Annotated in this window: 22 protein-coding genes; 7 read left to right on the plus strand and 15 right to left on the minus strand. The window is 59.2% G+C overall.

Features of this window, described 5'->3' with window-relative positions; all coding sequences use genetic code 11:
* Nucleotides 1-44 precede the first annotated feature (44 nt).
* From mscL to HB376_RS13075, 3 genes are all read left to right on the plus strand, one after another.
* Nucleotides 45-491, plus strand: a complete 447-nt coding sequence (gene mscL, locus HB376_RS13065) for a large conductance mechanosensitive channel protein MscL (protein WP_213764066.1) — start codon at nucleotides 45-47, stop codon at nucleotides 489-491.
* A 355-nt stretch (nucleotides 492-846) separates the two neighbouring features.
* Nucleotides 847-1,338, plus strand: a complete 492-nt coding sequence (locus HB376_RS13070) for a hypothetical protein (RefSeq protein ID WP_213764067.1) — start codon at nucleotides 847-849, stop codon at nucleotides 1,336-1,338.
* 1,322 nt (nucleotides 1,339-2,660) lie between these two features.
* On the plus strand, nucleotides 2,661-2,870 hold the full coding sequence (locus HB376_RS13075) for a dodecin (RefSeq protein ID WP_097262386.1): 210 nt from the start codon (nucleotides 2,661-2,663) through the stop codon (nucleotides 2,868-2,870).
* Nucleotides 2,871-3,020: 150 nt separating this feature from the next.
* On the opposite strand, the gene HB376_RS13080 is transcribed toward HB376_RS13075, so the two are convergent.
* From HB376_RS13080 to HB376_RS13095, 4 genes are all read right to left on the minus strand, one after another.
* Entirely contained in the window at nucleotides 3,021-4,073 is a 1,053-nt protein-coding gene (locus HB376_RS13080; RefSeq protein WP_255631325.1) for a BMP family ABC transporter substrate-binding protein, read from the minus strand.
* Nucleotides 4,074-4,473: 400 nt separating this feature from the next.
* Nucleotides 4,474-5,403: an ABC transporter permease gene (locus HB376_RS13085; RefSeq protein ID WP_213764069.1), complete on the minus strand. Its 930-nt coding sequence runs from the start codon at nucleotides 5,401-5,403 to the stop codon at nucleotides 4,474-4,476.
* A 23-nt stretch (nucleotides 5,404-5,426) separates the two neighbouring features.
* Nucleotides 5,427-6,533: an ABC transporter permease gene (locus tag HB376_RS13090; protein ID WP_213764070.1), complete on the minus strand. Its 1,107-nt coding sequence runs from the start codon at nucleotides 6,531-6,533 to the stop codon at nucleotides 5,427-5,429.
* Nucleotides 6,530-8,128 (minus strand): ABC transporter ATP-binding protein, encoded by a 1,599-nt coding sequence (locus HB376_RS13095; protein WP_213764071.1) that lies wholly within the window; start codon nucleotides 8,126-8,128, stop codon nucleotides 6,530-6,532. The genes HB376_RS13090 and HB376_RS13095 overlap by 4 nt, the downstream gene beginning before the upstream one ends.
* A 269-nt stretch (nucleotides 8,129-8,397) precedes the next feature.
* On the opposite strand from HB376_RS13095, the gene HB376_RS13100 reads away from it, so the two are divergent.
* Nucleotides 8,398-9,336, plus strand: a complete 939-nt coding sequence (locus tag HB376_RS13100) for a LysR substrate-binding domain-containing protein (RefSeq protein ID WP_213764072.1) — start codon at nucleotides 8,398-8,400, stop codon at nucleotides 9,334-9,336.
* 3 nt (nucleotides 9,337-9,339) lie between these two features.
* Here the strand turns inward: HB376_RS13100 and HB376_RS13105 are convergent, their stop codons facing one another.
* Nucleotides 9,340-10,710: an 8-oxoguanine deaminase gene (locus HB376_RS13105; RefSeq protein WP_213764073.1), complete on the minus strand. Its 1,371-nt coding sequence runs from the start codon at nucleotides 10,708-10,710 to the stop codon at nucleotides 9,340-9,342.
* A gap of 213 nt (nucleotides 10,711-10,923) precedes the next feature.
* On the opposite strand from HB376_RS13105, the gene HB376_RS13110 reads away from it, so the two are divergent.
* The 3 genes from HB376_RS13110 to HB376_RS13120 all read left to right on the plus strand — a co-directional run bounded on the left by HB376_RS13110 (nucleotide 10,924) and on the right by HB376_RS13120 (nucleotide 12,862).
* Nucleotides 10,924-11,136, plus strand: coding sequence for a hypothetical protein (locus HB376_RS13110; RefSeq protein ID WP_213764074.1), 213 nt, complete (start codon nucleotides 10,924-10,926; stop codon nucleotides 11,134-11,136).
* A 104-nt stretch (nucleotides 11,137-11,240) separates the two neighbouring features.
* A complete protein-coding gene (gene uraH / locus HB376_RS13115; protein ID WP_213764075.1) occupies nucleotides 11,241-11,594 on the plus strand; it encodes a hydroxyisourate hydrolase in 354 nt (117 codons plus the stop codon).
* A gap of 74 nt (nucleotides 11,595-11,668) precedes the next feature.
* Nucleotides 11,669-12,862, plus strand: a complete 1,194-nt coding sequence (locus tag HB376_RS13120) for a urate hydroxylase PuuD (protein WP_213764076.1) — start codon at nucleotides 11,669-11,671, stop codon at nucleotides 12,860-12,862.
* A 1,159-nt stretch (nucleotides 12,863-14,021) separates the two neighbouring features.
* Here the strand turns inward: HB376_RS13120 and HB376_RS13125 are convergent.
* From HB376_RS13125 to HB376_RS13170, 10 genes are all read right to left on the minus strand, one after another.
* Entirely contained in the window at nucleotides 14,022-14,510 is a 489-nt protein-coding gene (locus HB376_RS13125; protein WP_213764077.1) for an ureidoglycolate lyase, read from the minus strand.
* Between the two features lie 28 nt (nucleotides 14,511-14,538).
* On the minus strand, nucleotides 14,539-15,549 hold the full coding sequence (gene alc, locus HB376_RS13130) for an allantoicase (protein WP_213764078.1): 1,011 nt from the start codon (nucleotides 15,547-15,549) through the stop codon (nucleotides 14,539-14,541).
* A 65-nt stretch (nucleotides 15,550-15,614) separates the two neighbouring features.
* Entirely contained in the window at nucleotides 15,615-16,133 is a 519-nt protein-coding gene (gene uraD / locus HB376_RS13135; protein ID WP_213764079.1) for a 2-oxo-4-hydroxy-4-carboxy-5-ureidoimidazoline decarboxylase, read from the minus strand.
* The gene (puuE, locus tag HB376_RS13140; protein ID WP_213764080.1) at nucleotides 16,130-17,080 is read right to left on the minus strand and encodes an allantoinase PuuE; all 951 of its coding nucleotides are present in this window, start codon (nucleotides 17,078-17,080) and stop codon (nucleotides 16,130-16,132) included. The genes uraD and puuE overlap by 4 nt, the downstream gene beginning before the upstream one ends.
* Nucleotides 17,081-17,232: 152 nt before the next feature.
* Entirely contained in the window at nucleotides 17,233-17,976 is a 744-nt protein-coding gene (locus HB376_RS13145) for an aspartate/glutamate racemase family protein (protein WP_213764081.1), read from the minus strand.
* A 147-nt stretch (nucleotides 17,977-18,123) separates the two neighbouring features.
* Nucleotides 18,124-19,638 carry an NCS1 family nucleobase:cation symporter-1 gene (locus HB376_RS13150; RefSeq protein ID WP_213764082.1) on the minus strand — a complete coding sequence of 505 codons (1,515 nt, stop codon included), beginning with the start codon at nucleotides 19,636-19,638 and terminating at the stop codon, nucleotides 18,124-18,126.
* A gap of 351 nt (nucleotides 19,639-19,989) precedes the next feature.
* Nucleotides 19,990-20,748: a GntR family transcriptional regulator gene (locus HB376_RS13155; RefSeq protein ID WP_213764083.1), complete on the minus strand. Its 759-nt coding sequence runs from the start codon at nucleotides 20,746-20,748 to the stop codon at nucleotides 19,990-19,992.
* A 280-nt stretch (nucleotides 20,749-21,028) separates the two neighbouring features.
* The gene (ldcA, locus tag HB376_RS13160; protein ID WP_213764084.1) at nucleotides 21,029-21,955 is read right to left on the minus strand and encodes a muramoyltetrapeptide carboxypeptidase; all 927 of its coding nucleotides are present in this window, start codon (nucleotides 21,953-21,955) and stop codon (nucleotides 21,029-21,031) included.
* Nucleotides 21,952-22,518, minus strand: a complete 567-nt coding sequence (gene tadA, locus HB376_RS13165; RefSeq protein ID WP_346730484.1) for a tRNA adenosine(34) deaminase TadA — start codon at nucleotides 22,516-22,518, stop codon at nucleotides 21,952-21,954. The genes ldcA and tadA overlap by 4 nt, the downstream gene beginning before the upstream one ends.
* Nucleotides 22,515-22,925 carry a DnaJ family domain-containing protein gene (locus tag HB376_RS13170; protein WP_213764085.1) on the minus strand — a complete coding sequence of 137 codons (411 nt, stop codon included), beginning with the start codon at nucleotides 22,923-22,925 and terminating at the stop codon, nucleotides 22,515-22,517. Before HB376_RS13170 ends, tadA begins: the two co-directional genes overlap by 4 nt.
* Between the last annotated feature and the right edge of the window lie 177 nt (nucleotides 22,926-23,102).

Raw genomic sequence — 23,102 nt, forward strand, 5'->3', positions numbered from 1 at the left:
CCCTTGCTGCCGATTCTTATGATCTTTAATGGAGGAAGCAACGCATGAGCATGATTCAGGAGTTCAAGAGCTTCGCCCTCAAGGGCAACGTGATGGATCTGGCGGTCGGTGTGATTATCGGCGGCGCGTTTTCGACCATCGTCAATTCGATCGTCAAGGATCTGATCATGCCGGTCGTGGGGCTAGTCACGGGCGGGCTTGATTTTTCCAACATGTTCATCAAACTGGGCAACATACCCCCTACTTTCAAGGGCAATCCCGACTCGTACAAGGACTTGCAGACGGCGGGTGTCGCCGTGTTCGGGTATGGCTCCTTCATTACCGTGCTGATCAACTTCATCATCCTGGCGTTCATCATTTTCCTGATGGTCAAGTTCATCAACAAGCTGCGCCGGACCGAGGAGCCAGCACCAGAGCCCGCGGCAACGCCGGAAGACGTGCTGTTGCTGCGCGAGATCCGCGATTCGCTGAAGGCTTCGCCACGCGTCTGACCTGAGGGTCCGACCTGATCCTCCAAGGGAGCAGCGATTCAGAAAAGCCCGCGACGGCCCTCGCGGGCTTTTTCGTTTTTAGGTGCAATCCCGGGGTTGGTGGCCTTCATGACACGGGTTTGAATTTTCCTGGTGAATTTTCATCGCAGCGGGGTTTCGTAGGTCTATTATTGAGACAGAAACATGCGAGCCGCAGCAGGGTTATCGGCATGATTCGTGCGCCACCGCTGGGCCGGTCGAGCATGACCGGCGTGCGGTGTCCTAAACTGAATCGCCGTGAATCCACCACTTCGATGTGCTATAAAAGATCGACGTGTCCAGACAAACGAGCGGCCCGCCAGACGGGAGTGGCCGCATGAGGACGCTGCGTTTTTTGCAATTCTTTTTCAGGCGAATTTTTATGTCCTTCCCGAAAAAGCGTAGACGCGCAAAGGTCGACGGCGACGAGTCTTTCCTCGCTGTGCTTAGGCATTTCAAGCCGTTCGGCCAACTCGATACCAAGATTGCACGCGCCCGCGCACAGGATGAACCGGTGTTGTACGCGCATGTGTTGCCGGGTCTTGATGTGCTTCTTTGCAGCGTTCGTGGGGCGCAACCGCCGTATCCTGCGGTGGACGAGTTGCATCGTCGGTGCATTGAATGTATTACGAATGCGCTGGAGCAGCCGCTCGACGGGCTCGAAAATGGTGGCTATTGGTATGAAGCCAACGGGTTTGGGTTTCTGGTGTTTGCGAGCCGGGCACGAACTCAGATTTTGAGCGAATTCGGCGCATCGGCGAGTGCGAGGTCCAGGCGCGGCGCGCGGCGGCAGGATGCGGGGGATGCTGCATCAAGGCCACTGCGGTAGTGTTCGCACCGGTGGACCGGGGGTGGTTTTGGGAGCAGGGGGCGGGAGGGTTTTGGGGTGCCAGGTTGTTGGGTTAGTGGTCGGGGTCAATGCCGGGGTGGTCGGTTCTGGGGTTAGCGGTCGGGGCTATACCGGGGCGCTAGGTTCCAAGGTTAACGGTCGGGGTCAATGCCGGGTTGCTGCTTTCAGTGTTAGTGGTCTGCGAGAGTCGGATTTTCTCTTTATCACTATTAGCCACTGTGCGTGGCGGCACGTCATTTCTTTGTCCAAAGCGACAAAGAAACGAAGCAAAGAAAACGCTTTAACCGCTCTACCCTAAGTGTCCACAGCGGGCAGTTTTGATTCATAGGTGCCCCAAAAGCACGGTGCTCGCCAGAGCGAAGGATGTGTGAACCCCTCCTTCTCCGAACACCGATACCCACACGCTTCGCCACCAGTGATTGAACCTGCCCAAGGAGCACCCCGCGCTATCCGCGGACCTCCCGCCGAATTTGTACGCGTCTCGAACCACGTAGCCAACCCTCCTGGAAACGAGGCCACAAAATGCGTGAGACCATTAGGTGACCCGCTGGCCGGCCGTGGACAACTCGCACCCCACGTCAAACGGAGCAAACTCACCTATGCAAATTCAACTGCTTAACTGCCCACTGGAGCGGGTCACCCCCAGACCGGCGAAAATAAGGCGCAGGCCACGCAAATAATCTGCAAAAAAGAAGCTTTAAATATGCGTCGGCCGTATAGCCCACCGAGATAGCCACGCGGACCACGTGGGCAACCCACCAAGACATGACCGTAAAGACGTGTGATGCCGTACGGATTCCTTGACAATGGTGCTTGCCCGAGAGCGTACGGGGCGAAGCGTGTTCATGTCAGGATTCGCGAGAAGGAGGGGTTCAAACATCCGTGGCTCTGGCGAGCACCGTGCTTTTGGGGCACCCATGAATGAAAACTGCACGCTGTGGACACTTAGGGTAGCGTGTTTTAAAAGCGTTTTCTTTGCTTCGTTTCTTTGTCGCTTTGGACAAAGAAATGACGTGCCGCCACGCACAGTGGCTAATAGTGATAAAGAGAAAATCCGACTCTCGCAGACCACTAACACTGAAAGCACCAACCCGGCACTGACCCCGACCACTAACCCCAGAACCGACCACCCCGGCACTGACTCCAACCGCTAACCCAGAACCTGACCACCCCCGCCCCCAACCACCCCTCCCCATCCCCGTAAAAACCCCAAGTGCGAACGGCCCCCCTTGGCGCATGATTTGCTCAGTCCTACCCAGGCGAATCAACGTACCATCAGCCCGACACCAAAGGAGAACACAATGACCAACCACGTCTACAAACAAATCGAGCTCACCGGGTCATCGACCCAATCAAGCGACGATGCAATTCGTGTGGCGCTCGAAAAAGCCTCAAAGACCCTCCGAAACCTACACTGGTTCGAAGTCATCGGCACCCGCGGGCAAGTCGAGGACGGCAAGGTCGCACACTGGCAAGTCACGCTTAAAGTTGGACTGCGAATCGACGATTAAGATTAATCGCGACGCAGACAACAAAGGCCGCGCTTAACCTAAGCGCGGCCTTTTCTTATGACGGAAACGATGACAAACAACAGGTAAGTTTTGCGAAGCCGCATACCCTCCCGGCAGCTTCGCAAACTACCGCCTACTACCGCCCCCGAATTACTTCGGCAACGACCCGTCAACGCCTTCAACGTACCAGTTGATACGTTGCAATTCCGGATCTGTCAGGTTCTGGCCAGCCGCAATCTTGACCGCTCCCGACTGGTCCTTGATCGGACCCATGAACACGTCCCACTTGCCGCTCTGCAGTTGCTCACGCTTTGCCGCGACAGCCTGCATCGCCTTGGCGGGCACCACCGCCGTATTCATGTCCTCAAGATCCACCGCCTTCTGCGGCATTCCCAGCCAGACCGGATCAGTCTTGACCTTGCCGTCCAGAAGCTGCTGGACCATCGAGTTGTAATACACCTCCCAATGCTGCACGACCGAACCCAAGTGCGCGCTCGGACCAAACTTCTGCATGTTCGAATCCCAACCAAATGCGTACACCTTCTTCTCGGCCGCCGTCGCCAACGTCGCGTTCGAATCAGTGTTCTGCAACAACACGTCAGCACCCTGCCCAATCAGCGTTTCCGCCGCCTGCTTTTCCTTGCCCGGGTCAAACCAGCTATTGATCCAGATCACCTTCGTGTGAACCTTCGGATTCACCGATCGCGCGCCCAAGGTGTACGCGTTGATGTTTCGGATCACTTCGGGAATCGGCACCGATGCAACAAACCCCAGCGTGTTCGTCTTCGTGACGTATCCCGCCGCGACACCGGCGAGATATGCGCCCTGGTACATGCGGTCATCGTAGACACCGAAGTTTTTGGCTTTCTTGTAACCCGTCGCAGTCAGGAACGTAATGTCCGGGTAGTCGCGCGCTACCTTCAATTGGAAGTCCTGGTAACCGAAGCTGGTCCCCACGATAACCTTGTTGCCCTTCGCGGCCAGATCGCGGAACACGCGCTCCGAATCCGCCGATTCCGGCACGTCTTCGACTCGCGTGATCTTGATCTTGCTGCCGTACTTGGCCTCCACTTCCTTCGTGCCGGCATCGTGGGCAAAGGTCCAGCCTGCATCGCCGGGATTCCCGAGGTAGACGAACGCAATGCCCGGCACATCGGCGGCCCGCGCGGGGCCGGCGACCATCGTGGCGGATAACGCGAGCATCGTGCCCACGGCTCCGGCTGCGCCCAAGGTGTTCAGCCAGCTTTTCTTCATCGTGTTTCTCCTGTCGATGGTTCAATGATGTTTGTAAAAATCGTGCTGCAGTGTCATTGGCCAAAATCGGGCCGTGGTTCAGGGCTAAATCGGAATGTCAGTCCGCCTTTCAGGCGCGTCGCCATTTGCAACGAATGCGCACCCTATTGATGAGCGGGCTGGACTTCTCTTCGGCTAGAGGAACTCCCATTGGTCGTCCCACAACGGAACGGCGATCAGGCGTCCTCGACGCGGGCGCACCCGACCCGAGCACCCGCAGGTGCCGCGCGCCGATCGCTGTCGAGCCGCACACGGTAGCCGCGTCGGGCCGCGGCTACCAACACGCCGCAAGCCCTCACCCGCACCGTCATCAGCTAGCCGCAAAAAACGGCTTGCCGAGCGATGCTGGCGCGTTCAGCTTGATCGTGTTCGGATTGCGCGAGATGAGCACCAGCACGACGACCGTCGCCACGTACGGCAACATGGCGAGAAATTGCGTCGGGATCGGCACGCCGATGGCCTGCGCGTAGAACTGCAGCGCCATCACCGCACCAAACAGCAATGCGCCGATCAGCAGCCGCCCCGGGCGCCACGTCGCGAACACGACCAGCGCCAGCGCGATCCAGCCGCGCCCCGACGTCAGTTGTTCCTGCCACAAATGCAGGTAGACGATCGAGTAATAACCGCCCGCAATGCCCGCCATGCCGCCGCCGAAAAGCGTCGCGCCGTAACGCACGCCGACTACCGGAAAACCCACGGAATGCGCGACCGAAGGCGACTCGCCTACCGAGCGCAATACCAGCCCGGCGCGCGTTCGATATAAAAACCAGCCGATCACGCCAAACATGATGAACGCGAGATAACCAAGCGGCGTCAGCGTGAAAAACGCGGGTCCGATGACGGGAATGGACGTAAGACCGGGAATGGGCAGCACGTCGATGGTCGCGCGCACCGCCGCCGACGTATAAGGCTTGCCGATATACGCCGAAAACCCGATGCCGAAAATAGTCAGCGATAAACCCGTGGCAACCTGATTCGCGAGCATGGTGATGGTAAGGAACGCGAACACAAGCGACATCAGCACGCCCGCGACAATCGCGCCCAGAATACCGAGCCACGGATTCCCGGTGATCGCGGTAACGGCGTAGCCGGTGACCGCGCCCATCAGCATCATGCCTTCCACGCCAAGGTTCAACACCCCCGACTTCTCGGCGACAAGCTCCCCTGCACCGGCGAACATCAGCGGAATAGCGGCGACGACAGCGCTTGAGGAAAGCGAACTGGCCTGATTGATATCCATGGGTTTTCTCGTCCGCTTTTTATTTACGAATGTGCATGCGCCGCAACCCGGCGCCGTACGCGATAGTTGACGAACAGGTCCGCACCCAGCAGGCAAAACAGCAGCAATCCCTGGAACACGCCGGCGATCGCCTGCGGCAATTGCATCGACGTCTGCACCGCTTCGCCGCCAAGATACAGCAATGCCATCAGCAGACTCGCGAGCACGATGCCAACCGGATGCAACCGCCCGACGAACACCACGATGATTGCCGTGAAGCCGTACCCCGGTGACCAGCTCGCCTGCAATTGCCCGATCGGTCCGGCCACTTCGCCCATGCCGGCCAAACCGGCCAGACCGCCGCTCAGGAGCAACGAGGTCCAGATGGCCTTTTTATCGGAGAAACCGGCGTAGCGGGCTGCCAGCGGCGCCAGACCACCCACGTTCATCCGATACCCCGCGAAGCTCTTGCGCATGAACAGCCACACCAGCGGAATCGCGATCGCCGTCAGGAACACCGACGCATTGATCCGCGTGCCCTTCAGCCATGCCCAGCCCCAATCGCTGTAAAGACGCGGGTATTGCGCCGAATCGCCGAACATCGCCGAGATCGGGAAGTTCATGCCTTCTGGGTCACGCCACGGACCGCTCACCAGATAGATGAGCAACTGCGTCGCGACGTACGTGAGCATCAGGCTCGTCAGAATCTCATTGGTGTTGAAACGGCTCTTGAGCAACGCGGGAATCGCGGCCCAGGCCATGCCGCCTATCACGCCGCCAATCATCATCAGCGGCAGGATCCACCAGCCGGTGGCGTCGCCGACATGAATCGCTATGCCGCCCGCCACGATCCCGCCCAGCAGCATCTGCCCTTCCGCGCCGATATTCCACACGTTCGCCCGGTACCCCACCGCCAGTCCCAGCGCGATCAGGCACAGCGGTGACGCCTTCAACACGAGCTCCGACCAGCCGTTCACGTTCGACAATGGTTCGATGAAAAACCCGTGCATCGCGCGCACCGGGTCCTGGCCCACGAGCGTAAAAATCAGAAAGCCAATAATCAATGTCAGCACCGCGGCGACCAGCGGTACGGCAAGCTGCATGGCACGGGACGGCGTCGGGCGCGCTTCAAGTCGATAAGGAAAATTCATTGTGTCGGGGCCGTGGTGTCGAGGTCGAGGGCGACGGGGTCGGCACGATTGCCATCGAAGAGACCGGCCATGAAGAGGCCGATCTCTTCTGCATTAGTCAGACCGGTTTCGCGAACCGGAGAAAGCTTGCCGCGAGCGAGAACGGCGAGGCGGTCGCAGATATCGAAGAGTTCTTCCAGCTCCTCCGAGATCACGAGGATCGCCACGCCACGTGCGGCCAGATCCAAAAGTTGTTGACGGATGAAACCCGCCGCGCCGACATCGACGCCCCAGGTCGGTTGCGCGACGACCAGCACCTTCGGCTCCTGCAAGATCTCGCGTCCCACGATGAACTTCTGCAAGTTGCCGCCCGACAGGCTTTGCGCGAGCGCGCCGTTGCCGCCGCAGCGGACATCGAAGGCGCTGATGCAGCGATCAGCGAACGCGCGCATGGCCTTTGTGCTGATCCAGCCGCCGTGCACCATATGTTCGCGATGTCCGGTGAGCAGCGCATTTTCCGCCAGCGACATGGCCGGCACCGCGCCGCGCCCGAGGCGTTCCTCGGGCACGAAGGCGAAGCCGAGCGCGCGTCGTCCACCGGCGCTATAACGTGCGGCGGGCTGGCCGACGATAGTGATGGCATCGGGCACGATATGTTTATCGCGGATCTCGCCTGAGAGCGCGGCCAGCAACTCGGCCTGCCCGTTCCCCGATACCCCCGCGATGCCGAAAATTTCCCCCGCGTGCACCGAGAACGAGACGTCCTGCAGCGACGTACCGAACGGATCGGCGCTCGCCACCGACAAGTGCTTCACCGCGAGCTTCACCTCGCCCGGCGTATGTTCGCGGCGCGTGTAATCGGGCAGCGAATGGCCAACCATCAGTTGTGCGAGCGATGCGTGGGTTTCCTTGCGCGGATCGACGCTCCCTGTCACCCGCCCGCCGCGCATCACGGTCGCGGTCTGGCACAGCGCCTGGATTTCGTCGAGCTTGTGGCTGATATAGAGAATGCTGCATCCCTCGGAAGCCAGCCTTCTCAGCACCGTAAAGAGTTTTTTAACCGCTTGCGGCGTGAGCACGGACGTAGGTTCGTCCATGATCAGCAGGCGCGGGTTCTGCAACAGGCAACGCACGATCTCCACACGCTGGCGTTCGCCCACCGCGAGACTGTGCACGTGGCGCTGCGGATCGACATCGAGCCCGTAATCCGCCGATACCTCGCGAATCCGTTTGCCAAGCGTCTTGAGATCGAATTTATCGTCGAGAGCGAGGGCGATGTTCTCGCCCACCGTCAGCGTCTCGAACAGCGAAAAATGCTGGAACACCATGCCGATGCCAAGCTTTCTTGCCGCCGCCGGACTGCTGATCTCGACCAGTTCGCCCTCCCATCGAATCTCGCCTTCGTCCGGGCGCACCGCACCGTAGATGATCTTCATCAACGTGGACTTGCCCGCGCCGTTCTCGCCGAGCACGGCGTGGATTTCACCCGGTTCGACGATGAGCGTCACGTCGTCGTTGGCCTTGACGGCGGGATATTGCTTGCTGATGCCGTGAAGCGCGAGGCGCGATGGTCGCGCACCGCCCGGCTGAATGGATGAGGAAATGGCGTCGCCCATATGGACTCAGAAAGTGCGGAAATTGCGCAAAACCGGGATGGCCGGCACGTGAGCAACGGAAACAAGCAGTCTGCGAGTAAAAGATACCCAAAACGGTGCGGGCCGTCGATTACTCAAAATAGTGCGCGCAATTAGCAACAGCACGGTATTGCGCAGCTTGCAACGAACGTGCTTGCGGGTATGCCCAGCTTGACGGAAACAATGTGTCATATTAAAAACGATATGTTCTGCACCCTGGTCGATCAGCCTGACCGTATATTGGAGAGAAGATGAGTCAGCAACGCGAAGCGATCGACACTTACCTGTTACGCGTCCTTCACACACTCTTGATGGAACGCAGCGTCACGCGCGCGGCCGTCAAGCTCAATCAGTCACAACCTGCGATCAGCGCGGCGCTCAGGCGCCTGCGCGACATCACCGGCGATCCGCTGCTCGTGCGCGGCAAAGCGGGCATGGTGCCGACCGAATACGGCCTGCGCCTGCTCGAGCCCACGCAAAACGCGCTGCGCGAAATTGAACGCATCAAGGTTCAGCAGCACAACTTCGAACCGTCTACTTCCGTGCGCTGTTACCGCATTGGCTGCCCGGATTATCTGAACGTGCTGTTCGTGCCGACCGTGGTGGAGCGCTTTCGGATAGCCGCGCCCAACGCCACGCTCGAATTTCATTCGCTCGGCCCCGCTTTCGACTACGAACTCGCGCTGGAGGAAGGCAAGCTCGATATCGTGGTGGGCAACTGGCCCGAGCCGCCTGAACAACTGCATCTCTCGAACCTTTTCGTCGACAAGATCGTTTGTCTCGTCAGTTCCAATCATCCGTTTGCCCGCCGCGGCGCACTCACGCTCGATCAATATCTCAACGCGCCGCATCTTGCGCCTACGCCGTATTCCGTGGGCCAGCGCGGCGCGATCGATGTTCATCTGGCACGCGAACGCCTCAAGCGCCATGTGGTCGTCACGCTGCCCTACTTCAATCTCGCGCCGTACGTGCTGATCAAGTCGGATCTCGTGTTCACCACCACGCGCCTGTTCGCCGATCACTACGCCAAGTTCTTGCCGCTGACCGTGGTGCCCGCACCACTCGATTTCCCGCCCATGCAGTACTACCAACTGTGGCACGAACGCTGCCATTACTCCGACGAAGTGCGGTGGCTCCGCCACCTCGTCGCCGATGCCACGCGTTCGCTGATCGAAGTGCCTCAGCCTTAAGGCTTAATTGGCCATGGCGATCAACTGACCCGCCAGCCGGTTGTGACGCTCGACGATCGGTCCGAGATCGACCGTCGTCAACTGACCGTGGCGTACCACGACGCGACCATCGATAACACTCGTCGATACCTGCGACGGCGCGCAGAACACCAGCGCCGCGACAGGATCGTGCAACGCGCCCGCAAAGCCGTGCTGGCTCAGATCGAAGGAAACAAAGTCGGCTGCCATGCCTGGCGCCAACGCGCCGATATCATCCCGGCCCAGCACCTTCGCGCCGCCGAGCGTCGCGATTTCGAGCGCTTCCCGTGCGCTCATGGCATCGGGACCGAAACCCACGCGCTGCAATAACAACGCTTGCCGTACTTCCGCGACCATCTGCGCGCCATCGTTCGATGCCGATCCGTCCACGCCGATACCAACGCTCACGCCTGCGTCCCGCATCGCCCGGATGGGTGCGATGCCCGACGCCAGCCGCATGTTCGAACACGGACAATGCGCGACACCCGTGCCCGTGCGCCCAAACAACTCGATACCCGCACGGTCCAGCTGCACACAATGCGCGTGCCAGACATCCGGTCCGACCCAGCCCAAATCCTCCGCATACTCAGCCGGCGACATTCCGAACTTCTCGCGGCTGTACGTGACATCGTTCACATTCTCGGCGAGATGCGTATGCATCGATACCCCGTATTCCCGCGCCAACAGCGCCGAATCTCGCATCAACTCGCGGCTGACCGAGAACGGCGAGCAAGGCGCCACGACCACGCGCAGCATCGCGTAACGGCCTTCATCGTTATATGTTTCGATCAGGCGCTGCGTATCCTTCAGGATCGCGTCTTCTTTTTCGACCACCGAATCGGGCGGCAAACCACCGTCCTTCTGCCCGACGCTCATGCTGCCGCGCGCCGCGTGAAAACGCATGCCAATCTGTTGCGCCGACGCGATGCTGTCGTCCAGGCGCGAACCATTCGGATAAATGTAGAGATGGTCGCTCGACGTCGTGCAGCCCGACAGCAGCAACTCGGCCATGGCGGTGAGCGTCGATACTTCGATCATCTCGGGCGTCAGGTTCGCCCAGATTTTGTACAGGCTGGTGAGCCAGCCGAACAACTCGGCGTTCTGCGCGGCCGGGACAGCCCGCGTGAGGCTCTGGTACATGTGGTGATGCGTGTTGACCAGGCCGGGAATGACCAGATGGCCTGACAGGTCCAGCACCTCGTCCGCTTGTTGCGGCAAGTCGCTGGTCGCGCCTACCTGCGTGATCCGGTTGCCTTCGATGAATAAACCGCCATTGGCGATCTCGCGTCGCGTCTCGTCCATGGTCACGAGCACGCGCGCGTTCTTCACCAGCAATGTCCGGGGTTTCTGTTGCATGCCGATCTCCGCTATTTCACTGTTTTACCGAGGGCGCAAAAGCACAAAAGCACCGCTTGAATCCGCGCCTGTTACCCGGTTACCCAGCGTCGATCGCCGTCTTCGGGATGCCCAGCAAACCTCTGTGCAAGGCGCTGTGCAAGACGCTACTGTCCGTAGCCAAAAAGCCCCTGACAATGCGCACACTGCCATAGTTGTCTTCACGGACTCGATATGATCGTGAATTTTGGCTCGCGTAGCATCGCCGGGAAGCGGTGGAAAGGGCTGAAACCGGGCTGGAACGCTGACGGTTTCTTTACGAAACCGCAATATGCGGGCAGCCGTTATGTGCTGGCGATTATCTTGCCTATCGCGGGCGTTATGATCACCGCAACTTTTTACAATGCTGGTCACGGCGCGCATCCTCTCACGCCGACGGGTATGTAGCCACGCTTGTGGAGCCTCGATCCGCCGCTGATTGTCAGAACACAGACGAGAACTCAGACGGTTCGATGCGCAGCCGCTCCTCGCACACTATAAGGACAACGCGAATGGGCAAGCTCACAACCCACGTACTCGATACCGCGCACGGCCGCCCCGGCGCCGGTATCAAAGTCGAACTTTTCGTGCTGACCGGCGATGCCCGGCGCGCGCTCCTGACCACCCACACCAACTCCGATGGCCGTTGCGACGCGCCGTTGCTACAGGACGACGCGTTTGTCACTGGCGAATACGAGCTCGTATTCCACGCCGGGGATTATTTCGCGGCAAATGGCGTGGATCTGCCTGAACCCCGCTTTGTGAACCGGGTGGTGTTGCGTTTTGGTATTGCCGATGCCACGTCGCATTATCACGTGCCGCTGCTGGTGTCTCCTTGGGCATACAGCACGTATCGCGGTAGCTGAGATTTTTATCTGACGCTTTTTCACCTCGCGTCCGTCCGATGGTTCGACAACAGAATTCGTAGTGGAGACGTTTCATGCAAGGCTTTATTGTTGACTGGCTGAATCTTGCTTTGCGCTGGCTGCATGTGGTGGTGGCGATTGCGTGGATCGGCGAGTCGTTTTATTTCGTGGCGCTCGACAACAGCCTGAAGCCGCCGAAAGACCCGGCTGCGACCAAGCGCGGCGTGTTTGGCGAGTTGTGGCATGTGCATGGCGGCGGTTTTTACAACATGCAGAAGTACACCGTCGCACCGCCGAACATGCCCGATGACCTGCACTGGTCGAAGTGGCCGTCGTACACCACGTGGATGTCGGGTTTTGGCCTGTTCATGGTGTTGTATCTGTTCTCGCCGAGCACGTATCTCATCGATAAAAACGTGCTCGATATGGGACCCGTGGTGGCGGTTTCATCGGCGCTGGGCTTCTTGCTGGCGGGCTGGATTGTGTATGACTCGCTGTGCCGCTTGCTGGGTAATCGCGATGGCCTGCTCGGAATTTGCGTGGGCGCCTATGTGGTCATCGCGGCGTGGTTGGCTTGCCATGTGTTTGCAGGGCGTGCAGCGTATTTGATTACGGGCGCGACGTTGGCGACGATCATGTCGGCGAACGTATTTTTCGTGATCATTCCCGGTCAACGGAAGATGGTCGCCGCCATGCTGAAGGGCGAAGTGCCCAATGCCATTTATGGCAAGCGTGGCAAGCAGCGTTCGGTGCACAACACGTATTTCACATTGCCGGTGGTGTTCGTGATGTTGTCGAATCACTACGCGATGACTTATACGCATCCCTATAACTGGGCTGTGTTGCTGATCATCATGTTGGCGGGCGCGCTGATTCGACAGTTCTTTGTGATGCGCCATCGTGGGCAGGTGTTGTGGTATTTGCCGGTGATTGGCGTGCTGCTGATGTTTGGCGCGTTTGCGTGGACCATGCCGAAGGCGGTGCCGACGGTTGCGCCGGTGGCCGGTGCGCCGTCGATTCGTGTGGCCGATATTGAGCCGATCTTGACGCAGCGGTGCGCGACATGTCATGCCGCTCATCCGACGATGATGGGCGCTGCGCCGGCTGGGGTTTTGCTGGATACGCCCGAGTCGATTTCGTTGAATGCGCAACGGCTTTATCAGCAGGCTGTGGTGTTGAAGGCGATGCCGCTGGGGAATGTTACTCAGATGACTGATGGTGAGCGGCAGAAACTTGCCGCGTGGTTTCAGGGTGGGGCTTTGAAGTAGGACTTGGGGTTTGCTCGCGCCGGTGGACCGGGAGGGTTAGGTCTGCTGGCGCGGTTGGGTGGGAATGAAAAGTTGCGGTGTTAGTCGTTTTGAGGTTAGCGGTCAGGGTCCATGCCGGGTTGCTAGGTTCTGGGGTTAGCGGTCAGGGGTTAGTGCCGGGTTGCTAGGTTCTGGGGTTAGCGGTCGGGGTCAGTGCCGGGTTGCTGCTTTCGGCGTTAGCGGCCTGCATGAGTCGGATTTTCTCTTTATCACTATTAGCCACTGTGCGTGGCGGCACGTCATTTCTTTGTCCAAAGCGACAAAGAAACGAAGCAAAGAAAGCGCTTTTAACCGCGCTACCCTAAGTGTCCACAGCGTGCAGTTTTCATTCATGGGTGCCCCAAAAGTACGGTGCTCGCCAGAGCGACGGATGTGTGAAACCCTCCTTCTCGCGAATCCTGACACGAACACGCTTCGCCCCGTACGCTCTCGGGCAAGCACAAGGTGCCAAGGAACCGGTTGGGCCTCACGCGCCTTTGGGGGTGGCTGCTTGGTCGGCTCGCTTTTCTCGCGGGTCACAGCTTGATCCGCCGCAGCTCGACGCGACGCGTACTACTGCCTCAGTCTTTGGTGAATTGGCTACGCGGCCTACACCGTTATTTTCGTCGGTTACGGCCTTACGCATTGTCGGAGCTTTACTACTTGGTAGGTTGGCGGCGTGGTCCGTCGTGCGTACAAATTGGTGGGTGGTCGTCCGCGGATAGCGCGGGGTGCTCCTTGGGCAGGTTCAATCACTGGTGGCGAAGCGTGTGGGTATCGGTGTTCGGAGAAGGAGGGGTTCACACATCCTCCGCTCTGGCGAGCACCGTGCTTTTGGGGCACCTATGAATAGAAACTGCACGCTGTGGACACTTAGGGTAGCGTGGTTGAAAGCGCTTTCTTTGCTTCGTTTCTTTGTCGCTTTGGACAAAGAAATGACGTGCCGCCACGCACAGTGGCTAATAGTGATAAAGAGAATATCCGACTCTCGCAGACCGCTAACATCGAAAGCAGCAACCCGATATTGACTCAGACCGCTAACCCCGGAACCTGGCAATCCAGCACAGCCCCCGACCACTAAGCCAGAAGCCAACACCAACCCCGCCCGACCTCACCCCCGAGCGCGAGCGCGAGCGAAAATTCAATCCATTAACCAGACCGATTCATCAAGCTGAACCTCATTGAGGTTAGCCCCTTCCCCACCGCGATCCACAACAATAAAGTCGCTCACTTCGCCAAGTGCGATCAACGGATGATGCCAGACCCCCTTGGCGTAATTCACCCCCTGCCACCCACGCGTAACAAACGCCCGGATAGCGGAAGGATCCAAATCCCCAGCCGGTGCAACAACAACAAGATACGCCTTATCGTTAAGCGGCAAAAACGCCTGACTCCCCAACGGATGCCGCTCGAGCATCGAAACCTCGAACGGCAACACCCGCGGCTGCCCGCGAAACAGATTCACCAGCGGCCGCCCGCCCTCGTCTTCCACATCGATCCGGGCAAGATCGTGGAAACGAATCGTCGTCCCGAGATTAATCGGAATCTGCTTCGCACCCTCAAGCTCAATGACATCGCCGAACGGCTCAAACGCCGCCCGGGTCAACGGTTCAATTGCCAACTTTTTCATCGCAGAGCCTGCTTCGTATTTACATAGATCAAACAAGCGTGCTGAACAACCGCAACCGCGATACTCCGCCGTCCGGATAAATGTTGAACCGCACATGCGTAACAGGACCCAGCGCAGCCAACTCCGACTCGAACACATGCTGCTTGTCCATCTGCAACTTCTGCTCGCCCAGCAACACCGGCCAGAACATCGCCTGCGTGACAAGCGAACTGTCCGTTCCACCCTTCACATACGCAGCCTGCAACGAACACCGGTCGGGATAATTGCCCTTGAAATGCGCCGTATCCACTTCGATCTTCTTGATCACGCCCGGTTGAGCCAACGCCACGATGCACCAGTCGTTCCCCGGCTCACGTCGACGACGCGTCTCCCAGCCATCGCCCATATTTGCGCCGCGTCCCGGCATCAGCAAGGTCGACGCCGGCCCGAAATGCTGGTTGTTCGCACCAACGACGTACGCGCCATTTTCCATCGCGGCAAGATCGAATAGCTCGGTGCGGCTGGCGCTGCGCCAGTCAAGCTGCGGCTGCCCATACACACGCAACCGCGCGATACCGCCATCCGGGTAAATGTTCACGCGCAGATGCGTGAACGGCTGTTCACTAGCAATGTCCACGTAATGATGCGTGTTCCCCTGCAACGTCATGGACGGCACCACTTCCGTCCATTGCGTCGCCTGCGTCGGCGCGCCATCAACCACGTGTGCACCTTCGATAGACGCGGCCGGCGGAAAGTTGCCCGTGAAGTGGCTAGTATCGATATCAATACCCTTGATCACACCCGGCCGTGCCAACTTCACCACGCACCAGTCGAACCCGCTCACCCGCTTGCGACGCGTTTCCCAGCCGTCCATCCACTTGCCGTTATCGTCGTATTTACCCACGATAAACACCGCCGGCTCCGGATTGAGCATCCGCTCTTTCGGTGCAAAAAATTCGTCGCTGGCCTCAAGCGCCTTCGCGCCCAACCGCGGGTCCGCGAGGTTCACATAACGGCGCGTGAATTCGGGCGCGTTGGCATCGAGTATGGGGGCGGCCATGATGTTTCCTTATAAGGTTTTGAAGTGACGCGCTACGTTCAAGCGTTCGAGCATTCAAACGTTCATCAACCAAGCAAATCGTCGAGCCTGAAGCGCGCTATCCGGTAAATCTGCTGAAGACTTTCGCGTAGCTCGATGTCGCGGCCGTGATGCAACCGCGCCTCGAAATTCGCGATAATGCCGTGGCGATCAAATCCGCGCACAGCCAAAATAAAGGGAAATCCAAACTTCTCGCGGTACGCGGCGTTAAGCACCTGCAATCGGTCGAACTCTTCCTGCGTGCACAGATCGAGGCCGGCGCCGCTTTGCTCACGCGTGGATTCGTCCGTGAGTTCGCCCCGCACCGCAGCCTTGCCGGCAAGCTCGGGGTGGGCGTTGATCAAAGCCAGTTGTCGTGCGTTACCCGCCTGGTCGACGATCGTCGTCATGACGTCGTGAAGCTGGTCGATGCTCGTGAACGGCCGCTTCCACAGCGCCGCCTCCGCCACCCACGGCGAGTGTTCGAAGATACCGGAAAGCGTGCTGATAAATGCGCCGGCAGGCAGCGCATTGAGCTGGTCCAACGTGATCCGCACGATACTCATGGCTTGGTCACTCCCGCCGTGCCTTCATACGGATGATGCTCGCGCCAGTGCCGCGCAATATCGACCCGCCGTGTCACCCATACACGATCATATTGCTCGATGTGATCCAGGAAACGCTGCAGCGCACGGAAGCGTCCCGGGCGGCCCAGCAACCGGCAATGCATGCCGATGGACAACATTTTCGGCGCGTCGCTGCCTTCTTCGTAGAGCACGTCGAACGCGTCGCGCAAGTAGGTGAAAAACTGCTCCGCCGTGTTGAAACCTTGCGGCGTGGCAAAACGCATGTCGTTGGTGTCGAGCGTGTACGGCACGATCAGTTGCGGCACCTTCGCGCCGCCGCTGACCTCCACGTCCATCCAGAACGGCAGGTCGTCGCCGTAATAATCCGAGTCGTACAGAAAACCGCCATGCTCCGCGACCAGCCGGTGCGTGTTCGGACTGTCGCGCCCTGTGTACCAGCCGAGCGGCCGCACGCCCGTCCCGCGTTCAATGGCCTCCATGCCGAGCCGCATGTGCTCCGCTTCCTTCTCCGGCGACATGTCCTGATAGTGAATCCATCTGTACCCATGACACGCGATCTCATGCCCCAATTCGACGAACGCGCGCCCGAGATCCGGGTGACGCTCGATCGCCATGCCCACGCCGAACACGGTAAGCGGCAAGCCCCGTTTTTCGAACTCGCGAAGGATGCGCCAGACGCCGGCACGCGAGCCGTATTCGTAGATGGATTCCATGCTCATGTGACGAGACGGATACGCAGCCGCGCCCACGATCTCCGACAGGAACTGTTCCGACGCCGGGTCGCCATGAAGTACGCAATTTTCCCCGCCTTCCTCGTAATTCAGCACGAATTGCACTGCAATGCGTGCGTCCCCGGGCCAATTCGGCTGCACGGGGTACCGGCCGTAGCCGATCAGGTCGCGTGGGTACTTCGATTCATTCGACATGGCTGGATGAGTGCGTGGAAGTCGATGGAGCCGCACACGGTTACAGACTTACAGACCCGCGCGACGATGGGTCAGTTTAGCGAAAACGCATCGTCACGCCCATATTCATACGCAGATATTGCGGGTCAGGCGAGATGTATGGTCCAGGCGTTTTATTGGGGTTTGCCTGGGCTATAAGCGGCTAGCGCGCCGTCATATTGCTTCGCTAGCGGGCGTGCATAGTCGCCGCGTTTCGACGTTCGCAGCTTTAGCGCAATCAGCGCTTCCGCCCATTTCACCGCGGTCGTTACGCCCTCGATGACCGGCGCGCCGATCGCATCTTCAATCTCGTGGCAAAACTCGGCCATGCCTGCGCAGCCCAGGACGATCGACTCCGCATCGTCTTCCGCCAAGGCCTTTCGACACTCTTCTATGATGATCGAGCGCGCCCTGGACCCGGGGATATCCAGGTCCAGCACCGCTACGTCGGTTGCACGGACGTTCTTGCAGAAACGCTTCATGCCGTAGCGCTCCGCCAGATGCCAGGACATCGTGCAGGTGCGCTTCAAGGTTGTCACCACGCTGAAACTCGGCGCTATGACGCTTGCCGCATGCATTGCCGCTTCCGCTATGCCGATGACCGGGCCTCTGGACAATTCTCTGGCCGCATATAACGCGGGGTCGCCGAAGCAGGCTATGACATACCCGTCCATGCCCTCTTTCTCACCCTTCTCAATCTCCTGCAGTAAGGCTAGCGATGCAAGCGCTTCGTCGTAGTAACCCTCGATAGAGGGCGGGCCCATTGAAGCACTTACGGAGATGATCTCCGTTCCTGTTGACGCTACTTCCCGGGCACAACGGTCCATCGCCAACGTCATGCGTTCCGTTGTGTTCGGGTTGATCAGCTTGATGCGCATTTGGTTCTTCCTTTATTTCCTGCAAGCGCCATTTTATTCGGATTACATAGTATTTATACAAACCCTTGCTTGCATTGTTGCTCGCAGTCGCCATCGCATCCCGGGAATCCCTGATGCGATGGCCCGCCTGTCGACCCACTTGTGCTCCTAAGCGAAATTCGATACCGAGTTCTTGTCCGCGATGATCCTGTAGAACAGCGCACCTAATCCCGCGCCTATGAACCACGAGAAGTTACCGGCGCCTTCAAGGGACGGCAGCATCACGCAGGCCACGGCGATGGCCGCCGCCGGCAGCAACGCACCCACCGCGCGCCAGTTCACGCCGTTGCTATACCAGTAGCGCCCCGTTTCCGAGGTCGTGTACAACTCCTCGACCTTGAACTTGCCACGCTTCATCAGGTAGAAATCCACGATCAGCACGCCATACAATGGACCGATGAAACTGCCGAGCACATCGAGCGTGTAGTGGATCACCGCAGGGTTGTTGAAGAGGTTCCACGGCGTGATGAAGATCGATGCCACCGCGGCCATCATCCCGCCCATCCGCCAACTGATCAGGCGCGGCGCGACGTTCGAAAAATCAAAAGCCGGTGACACGAAATTCGCCACAATGTTGATACCAATGGTCGCTATCGTGAAAGTCAGCGCGCCCAGGATCACCGCCGTCGGCTGATCGATACGCCCTACCGTTTCTACAGGGTCCGTGATCAACTGGCCAAAGACCGGCAAGGTCGCGGCAGTCGTCACAACCGTCACCAGCGAGAACGCCAGGAAGTTGACCGGCAAGCCCCAGAAGTTGCCGCGCTTCACGCTCTTGAAACTCTGGCAGTAACGCGAGAAGTCGCCGAAATTCAACATCGGACCGGAGAAGTACGAGACCACCAGGGATATGGCCGTGATCATGACCGGCACGACTTCCAGACCGTGGTACTTCACGCCGCCCAGGTTCAGGCCAATGTTGCGCCAGCCCGCACGCCACACCATGTAACCAGCCAAAATGAACATCACCACGTAGACCGCCGGACCCGCGAAGTCGATGAACTTCTTGATCATCTCCATCCCGCGCCAGAACACCACGGCCTGCAACACCCACAACAGCATGAACCCGGCCCAGCCCACTGCCGACAACCCGGCGAAACCGTATTTGTGGACATCGGCATAAGGCATCCATTGGGGCATGAATTTCAGCACCACGATCACCAGCGCACTCGATGCCAGGAAGGTCTGGATTCCATACCATGCCACTGCGATCAAGCCACGAATCACAGCGGGAAGGTTCGCCCCCAGCACGCCGAAAGTCACGCGGCATGCCACCGGATACGGAACGCCCGCCTGCTGGCTCGGCTTGGCGATGAGGTTGCACAGCAAATTCACAATGCCGATTCCAACAAGTAATGAAACCAGCACCTGCCAACTCGTCAGCCCCAACGCAAACAAGCTCCCCGCGAACACGTAACCACCCACGCTATGCACGTCGGACATCCAGAACGCAAAGATGTTGTACGCACTCCATGTCTGGTGTTTGAGCGGCGCAAGGTCATCGTTATAGAGCCGGTCGCTGTATCCGGCCGGATGGTCAGGATCCCTACCTGAATCACTGCCGGAATCGTTGCCGTAGGAAGGTATTGCCGCACTACCCGGGGTCGCACTTAACTGAACCATGACTTCTCCTTGAATGAGCTCGGCAATCAAGCCGCAAATAGTCGACTTCGTATAGCTTTCGTATAGCAATACGCACCGTCGCGTGGTCAACGCGCAGCGCTTTCTTGTCGGTATGGGCTAGCCGTCCTGCAGCCGCGGGCGAACCCGCGACCAGACACAATTCATCCACTCGGCACGCGCAATAACGCGCATGCGTCCACGGAAAAGGCATGGTGAAAACCACACGTTCATTGAATGAACACGGGCTTTTTAAATTCGTTCGGCTTTCAGATATTGGTAGTGTTGGTGGTACTGGTATTGCGTCGCGCCCGGAGAATGGTCGCGCGGTGTTGCTGAAAATCAGGCCTGCAGTCAGGCGCTTTTATCGCGCTCACTTACCTTTGGCTTCGAAAAGACTTCACGTAAATCGACCGCGCCGCGTGCGGGCCGGTCCAGCATCTTCAGTTCGACTTCCTGCAAGTGGCGCGCCATCAGTTCGGCGGCCTTGGGACCGTCGCCCGCATCGAGCGCGGCCAGGATATGTTCGTGATCTTCAAAGCTGCACGAGCTTTTTCCAAGCGACTCATACAGCGCCGATATCAGCGTGGAGCGCGCCACCAGCCCCGACAAGCATTCGCACAACACGGTGTTGCCGGTGAGTTGCGCAAGCTCTGTGTGGAACTCGCCGGACAGCCGTATCCATGACGAAAAATCGTGGCTCTCATAGGCCTTGCGTTCACGTCCGATCGTTGCGCTGATCGACTTGAGCCGGCGCGTGCCATGCCCGGTACAGATCCGCTCGACGACCGCCATTTCGATGATTCGCCGCATCTCGAACACTTCGTGCACTTCCTGCACCGAAGGGCTAGCGACGAACGCGCCACGGTTCGGTTCGAGGTCGACCAGCCGTTCGCTCGCGAGTTGCGCCAGCGCCAGGCGCACAGTCCCGCGCTTTACGTCAAATACTTCGCATAACTGTGCTTCTGTCAGCTTCGCGCCTGGAGCTAGGCGGTGTTCGAGAATGGCGTCGCGAATATTCGCCGCAATCGACTCCGCCGTCGCGGCCGCGACCGAAGCCGCAGTGCCAATGACGCTTACCTTCGACAAATCTTTCAATTTCGATTCGGACATAGTCGTGTTCGCTCTATGTGATACATCTTATGACAGACATAAAAACTGTCAACAATTTCAGATAAATTTTTTCACTATGGACCGCAATTTTCCCAAGCCTGTTGCTCTGAACCTTGCCATACAAGGGTTTTGGCTAATTATCTAAGCGAATAAAACCAAATTTGGCGGTGTTTTTGTTGACAATCCAATGCACGTTATTCGTGCGAACACGCTCAAAAGCGGTGCGCCGAACGAAAAAAAAGCGCCCTTGCGGGCGCTCGTTCGAATTGCGTGAAACCTGCTATGCCAAGTAGGGATAGTCAGAAAGCTTCATTTCAAATCCATGCGACCGCGCCACCAGATGCGCAGTCGCACCGAACGGCAGCGTCAGCAATTCGGGCACGTGCCCGAATTGCAATCCTGTCACAACGGGAATTCGGATCACCGACCTGACTTGTTCGAGCATCGTCTCGAACGTATAGCCGTTGTCGTACTCCGACAGCCTTCCGCCCGTGAATTCGCCCAGCACCAGTGCCTGCTGCCGCGCGAGAATCCCCGACTGGTGCAACTGGTAAATCATGCGTTCAACACGATAAGGATGCTCGTTCACATCTTCGATGAACAGGATCCCCCCCTCCACCGGCGGCATGTACCGCGTGCCGATCAACGACGCAATAATCGCCAGATTGCCACCCCACAACATGCCGGTGACATCGACGGACTGGACCTGCGGCACATGGCTCGTCACCTTGAACGACGAGTGCGTGATCGCATTCCAGAAATGCTCCATCGTGAACGCGCTCGGCTCTTCCGCGCCGAAATCAGCAGCCAGCATCGGGCCGCCAAAGCTTTTCACGCCGGCCAGCGCGTACAGCGCCAACTGGATCGCGGTGAAGTCGCTATGGCCCACAATCGCTATCGGCTGGTCCTGCAAGCGGCGCTGCAGGCCCTCGTAGTCCAGGCCATGAAGAATGCGTGTAGCACCGTAACCGCCGCGCACCGCCAATACGATGTCAGGCAGAGGACGCGCCGGATCGGCAAGCCGGTTCAGGTCCGCGGCACGTTCGCCGTCGGTGCCGCCGAAGCGTTGGTAACGACGGTGCGCCGCCGACCCGTTTTCCAGCCGATGCCCTTGCGCGCGCAGGCGTTCCATCGCGCGCCCAACCACTTCAGAGTCGGGGTAACCCGAAGGTGCGACGAGATCGATGGTACGTGCCGGATGGGTCATGAGCGAATGGAAAGTGGATCGATGGAATCGGGTAGTACGGCGTTGCGGGCATCGCGCGCCTCACGCGCCGCGCGCCGGCGTTCAGCGAAAAAGCTGCGCAGCGCGTCGGCACATTCGTCGCCGAGCACCCCGCCCGTAACGCTTGTGTGGTGGTTCAGATTACCGATGGCAAATGCGTCGACAACGCTCCCGCACGCGCCCGTCTTCGGATCGTGCGCGCCGAACACCACGCGCGCAATCCGCGCGTGCATGATCGCGCCGGCGCACATGATGCAGGGTTCAAGCGTGACGTAGAGTTCGCAGCCCGGCAACCGGTAGTTTTCAAGCGCCAGGGACCCCGCGCGCAACGCAGCCATTTCGGCGTGCGCCGACGGATCATGAGCACCGATCGGATGATTGAAGCCGGTTGCAATGACTTCATCGCCGCGAACCAGAACCGCGCCGACCGGCACTTCGCCCAACGCACGCGCTTGCTCCGCGGCAGCTTGCGCGAGCGCCATGAAACGGCGGTCGCGTTCTGCGGCGGCCGTCGAGGCGAGATCGGTTGCGGGCGTGAGGGTCACTTTTCAGTGGCCTCGGCTTGTGCATTCCTGTCGCTCTCCGAGAGACGCTCGGACAAACGTTCGGCAATGCGCCGCCGGTATTCAAGCGGCACGACAGTGCTGCTGCCGCGCAAGGATTCCAGCGCCATATCGAGCGCCAGCATCTTCGCTTGCAGCTTGCGGCGGGTAGCTGGATCTTCGGTGCTGCCCGCTTCGTGTTGCAAATCGCGAAGCGCGCGCAAATGTTCGACAGCAGGCGGCACGAAACCGGCATTTTTCATAATGCGGTTGGCAACGCGGACTTCCTCGGGGACCAAGGCGTCGTCGTCGAGCTCGAGCGGCTCGCCCGCGCCGGGCAGATTGTCGAATTCGCCGCGCGCGGCAGCGGCCGAAATTCGCTGTTCGACCAGGGCATCTAGCAGTTTCATCGGCGTTTTAGGTGCCGGCGACCGGTCTGTCGAACGTTTGACGAGGAACGTTATCGAGCAGCAGGATCAAGCCGGACTGTCACGTTTTGAGGGTTGCGCTTCGCGGCGTCATTCACGTTCAACGGTTCAACGCGCCGCCGGCTGCGTGGGAAGCCGGGTGAGCGATCCCGGCGCAAC

Origin of the sequence: Caballeronia sp. dw_19, from assembly GCF_018449515.1 — a bacterium.
Taxonomy (GTDB): domain Bacteria; phylum Pseudomonadota; class Gammaproteobacteria; order Burkholderiales; family Burkholderiaceae; genus Caballeronia.

Bases quoted from the DNA above. Each gene is read 5' to 3' on its own strand.
- mscL (WP_213764066.1), top strand. From the start codon at position 45: ATGAGCATGATTCAGGAGTTCAAGAGCTTCGCCCTCAAGGGCAACGTG.
- HB376_RS13070 (WP_213764067.1), top strand. From the start codon at position 847: ATGAGGACGCTGCGTTTTTTGCAATTCTTTTTCAGGCGAATTTTTATG.
- HB376_RS13075 (WP_097262386.1), top strand. From the start codon at position 2,661: ATGACCAACCACGTCTACAAACAAATCGAGCTCACCGGGTCATCGACC.
- HB376_RS13080 (WP_255631325.1), bottom strand. From the start codon at position 4,073: ATGCTCGCGTTATCCGCCACGATGGTCGCCGGCCCCGCGCGGGCCGCC.
- HB376_RS13085 (WP_213764069.1), bottom strand. From the start codon at position 5,403: ATGGATATCAATCAGGCCAGTTCGCTTTCCTCAAGCGCTGTCGTCGCC.
- HB376_RS13090 (WP_213764070.1), bottom strand. From the start codon at position 6,533: ATGAATTTTCCTTATCGACTTGAAGCGCGCCCGACGCCGTCCCGTGCC.
- HB376_RS13095 (WP_213764071.1), bottom strand. From the start codon at position 8,128: ATGGGCGACGCCATTTCCTCATCCATTCAGCCGGGCGGTGCGCGACCA.
- HB376_RS13100 (WP_213764072.1), top strand. From the start codon at position 8,398: ATGAGTCAGCAACGCGAAGCGATCGACACTTACCTGTTACGCGTCCTT.
- HB376_RS13105 (WP_213764073.1), bottom strand. From the start codon at position 10,710: ATGCAACAGAAACCCCGGACATTGCTGGTGAAGAACGCGCGCGTGCTC.
- HB376_RS13110 (WP_213764074.1), top strand. From the start codon at position 10,924: ATGATCGTGAATTTTGGCTCGCGTAGCATCGCCGGGAAGCGGTGGAAA.
- uraH (WP_213764075.1), top strand. From the start codon at position 11,241: ATGGGCAAGCTCACAACCCACGTACTCGATACCGCGCACGGCCGCCCC.
- HB376_RS13120 (WP_213764076.1), top strand. From the start codon at position 11,669: ATGCAAGGCTTTATTGTTGACTGGCTGAATCTTGCTTTGCGCTGGCTG.
- HB376_RS13125 (WP_213764077.1), bottom strand. From the start codon at position 14,510: ATGAAAAAGTTGGCAATTGAACCGTTGACCCGGGCGGCGTTTGAGCCG.
- alc (WP_213764078.1), bottom strand. From the start codon at position 15,549: ATGGCCGCCCCCATACTCGATGCCAACGCGCCCGAATTCACGCGCCGT.
- uraD (WP_213764079.1), bottom strand. From the start codon at position 16,133: ATGAGTATCGTGCGGATCACGTTGGACCAGCTCAATGCGCTGCCTGCC.
- puuE (WP_213764080.1), bottom strand. From the start codon at position 17,080: ATGTCGAATGAATCGAAGTACCCACGCGACCTGATCGGCTACGGCCGG.
- HB376_RS13145 (WP_213764081.1), bottom strand. From the start codon at position 17,976: ATGCGCATCAAGCTGATCAACCCGAACACAACGGAACGCATGACGTTG.
- HB376_RS13150 (WP_213764082.1), bottom strand. From the start codon at position 19,638: ATGGTTCAGTTAAGTGCGACCCCGGGTAGTGCGGCAATACCTTCCTAC.
- HB376_RS13155 (WP_213764083.1), bottom strand. From the start codon at position 20,748: ATGTCCGAATCGAAATTGAAAGATTTGTCGAAGGTAAGCGTCATTGGC.
- ldcA (WP_213764084.1), bottom strand. From the start codon at position 21,955: ATGACCCATCCGGCACGTACCATCGATCTCGTCGCACCTTCGGGTTAC.
- HB376_RS13170 (WP_213764085.1), bottom strand. From the start codon at position 22,925: ATGAAACTGCTAGATGCCCTGGTCGAACAGCGAATTTCGGCCGCTGCC.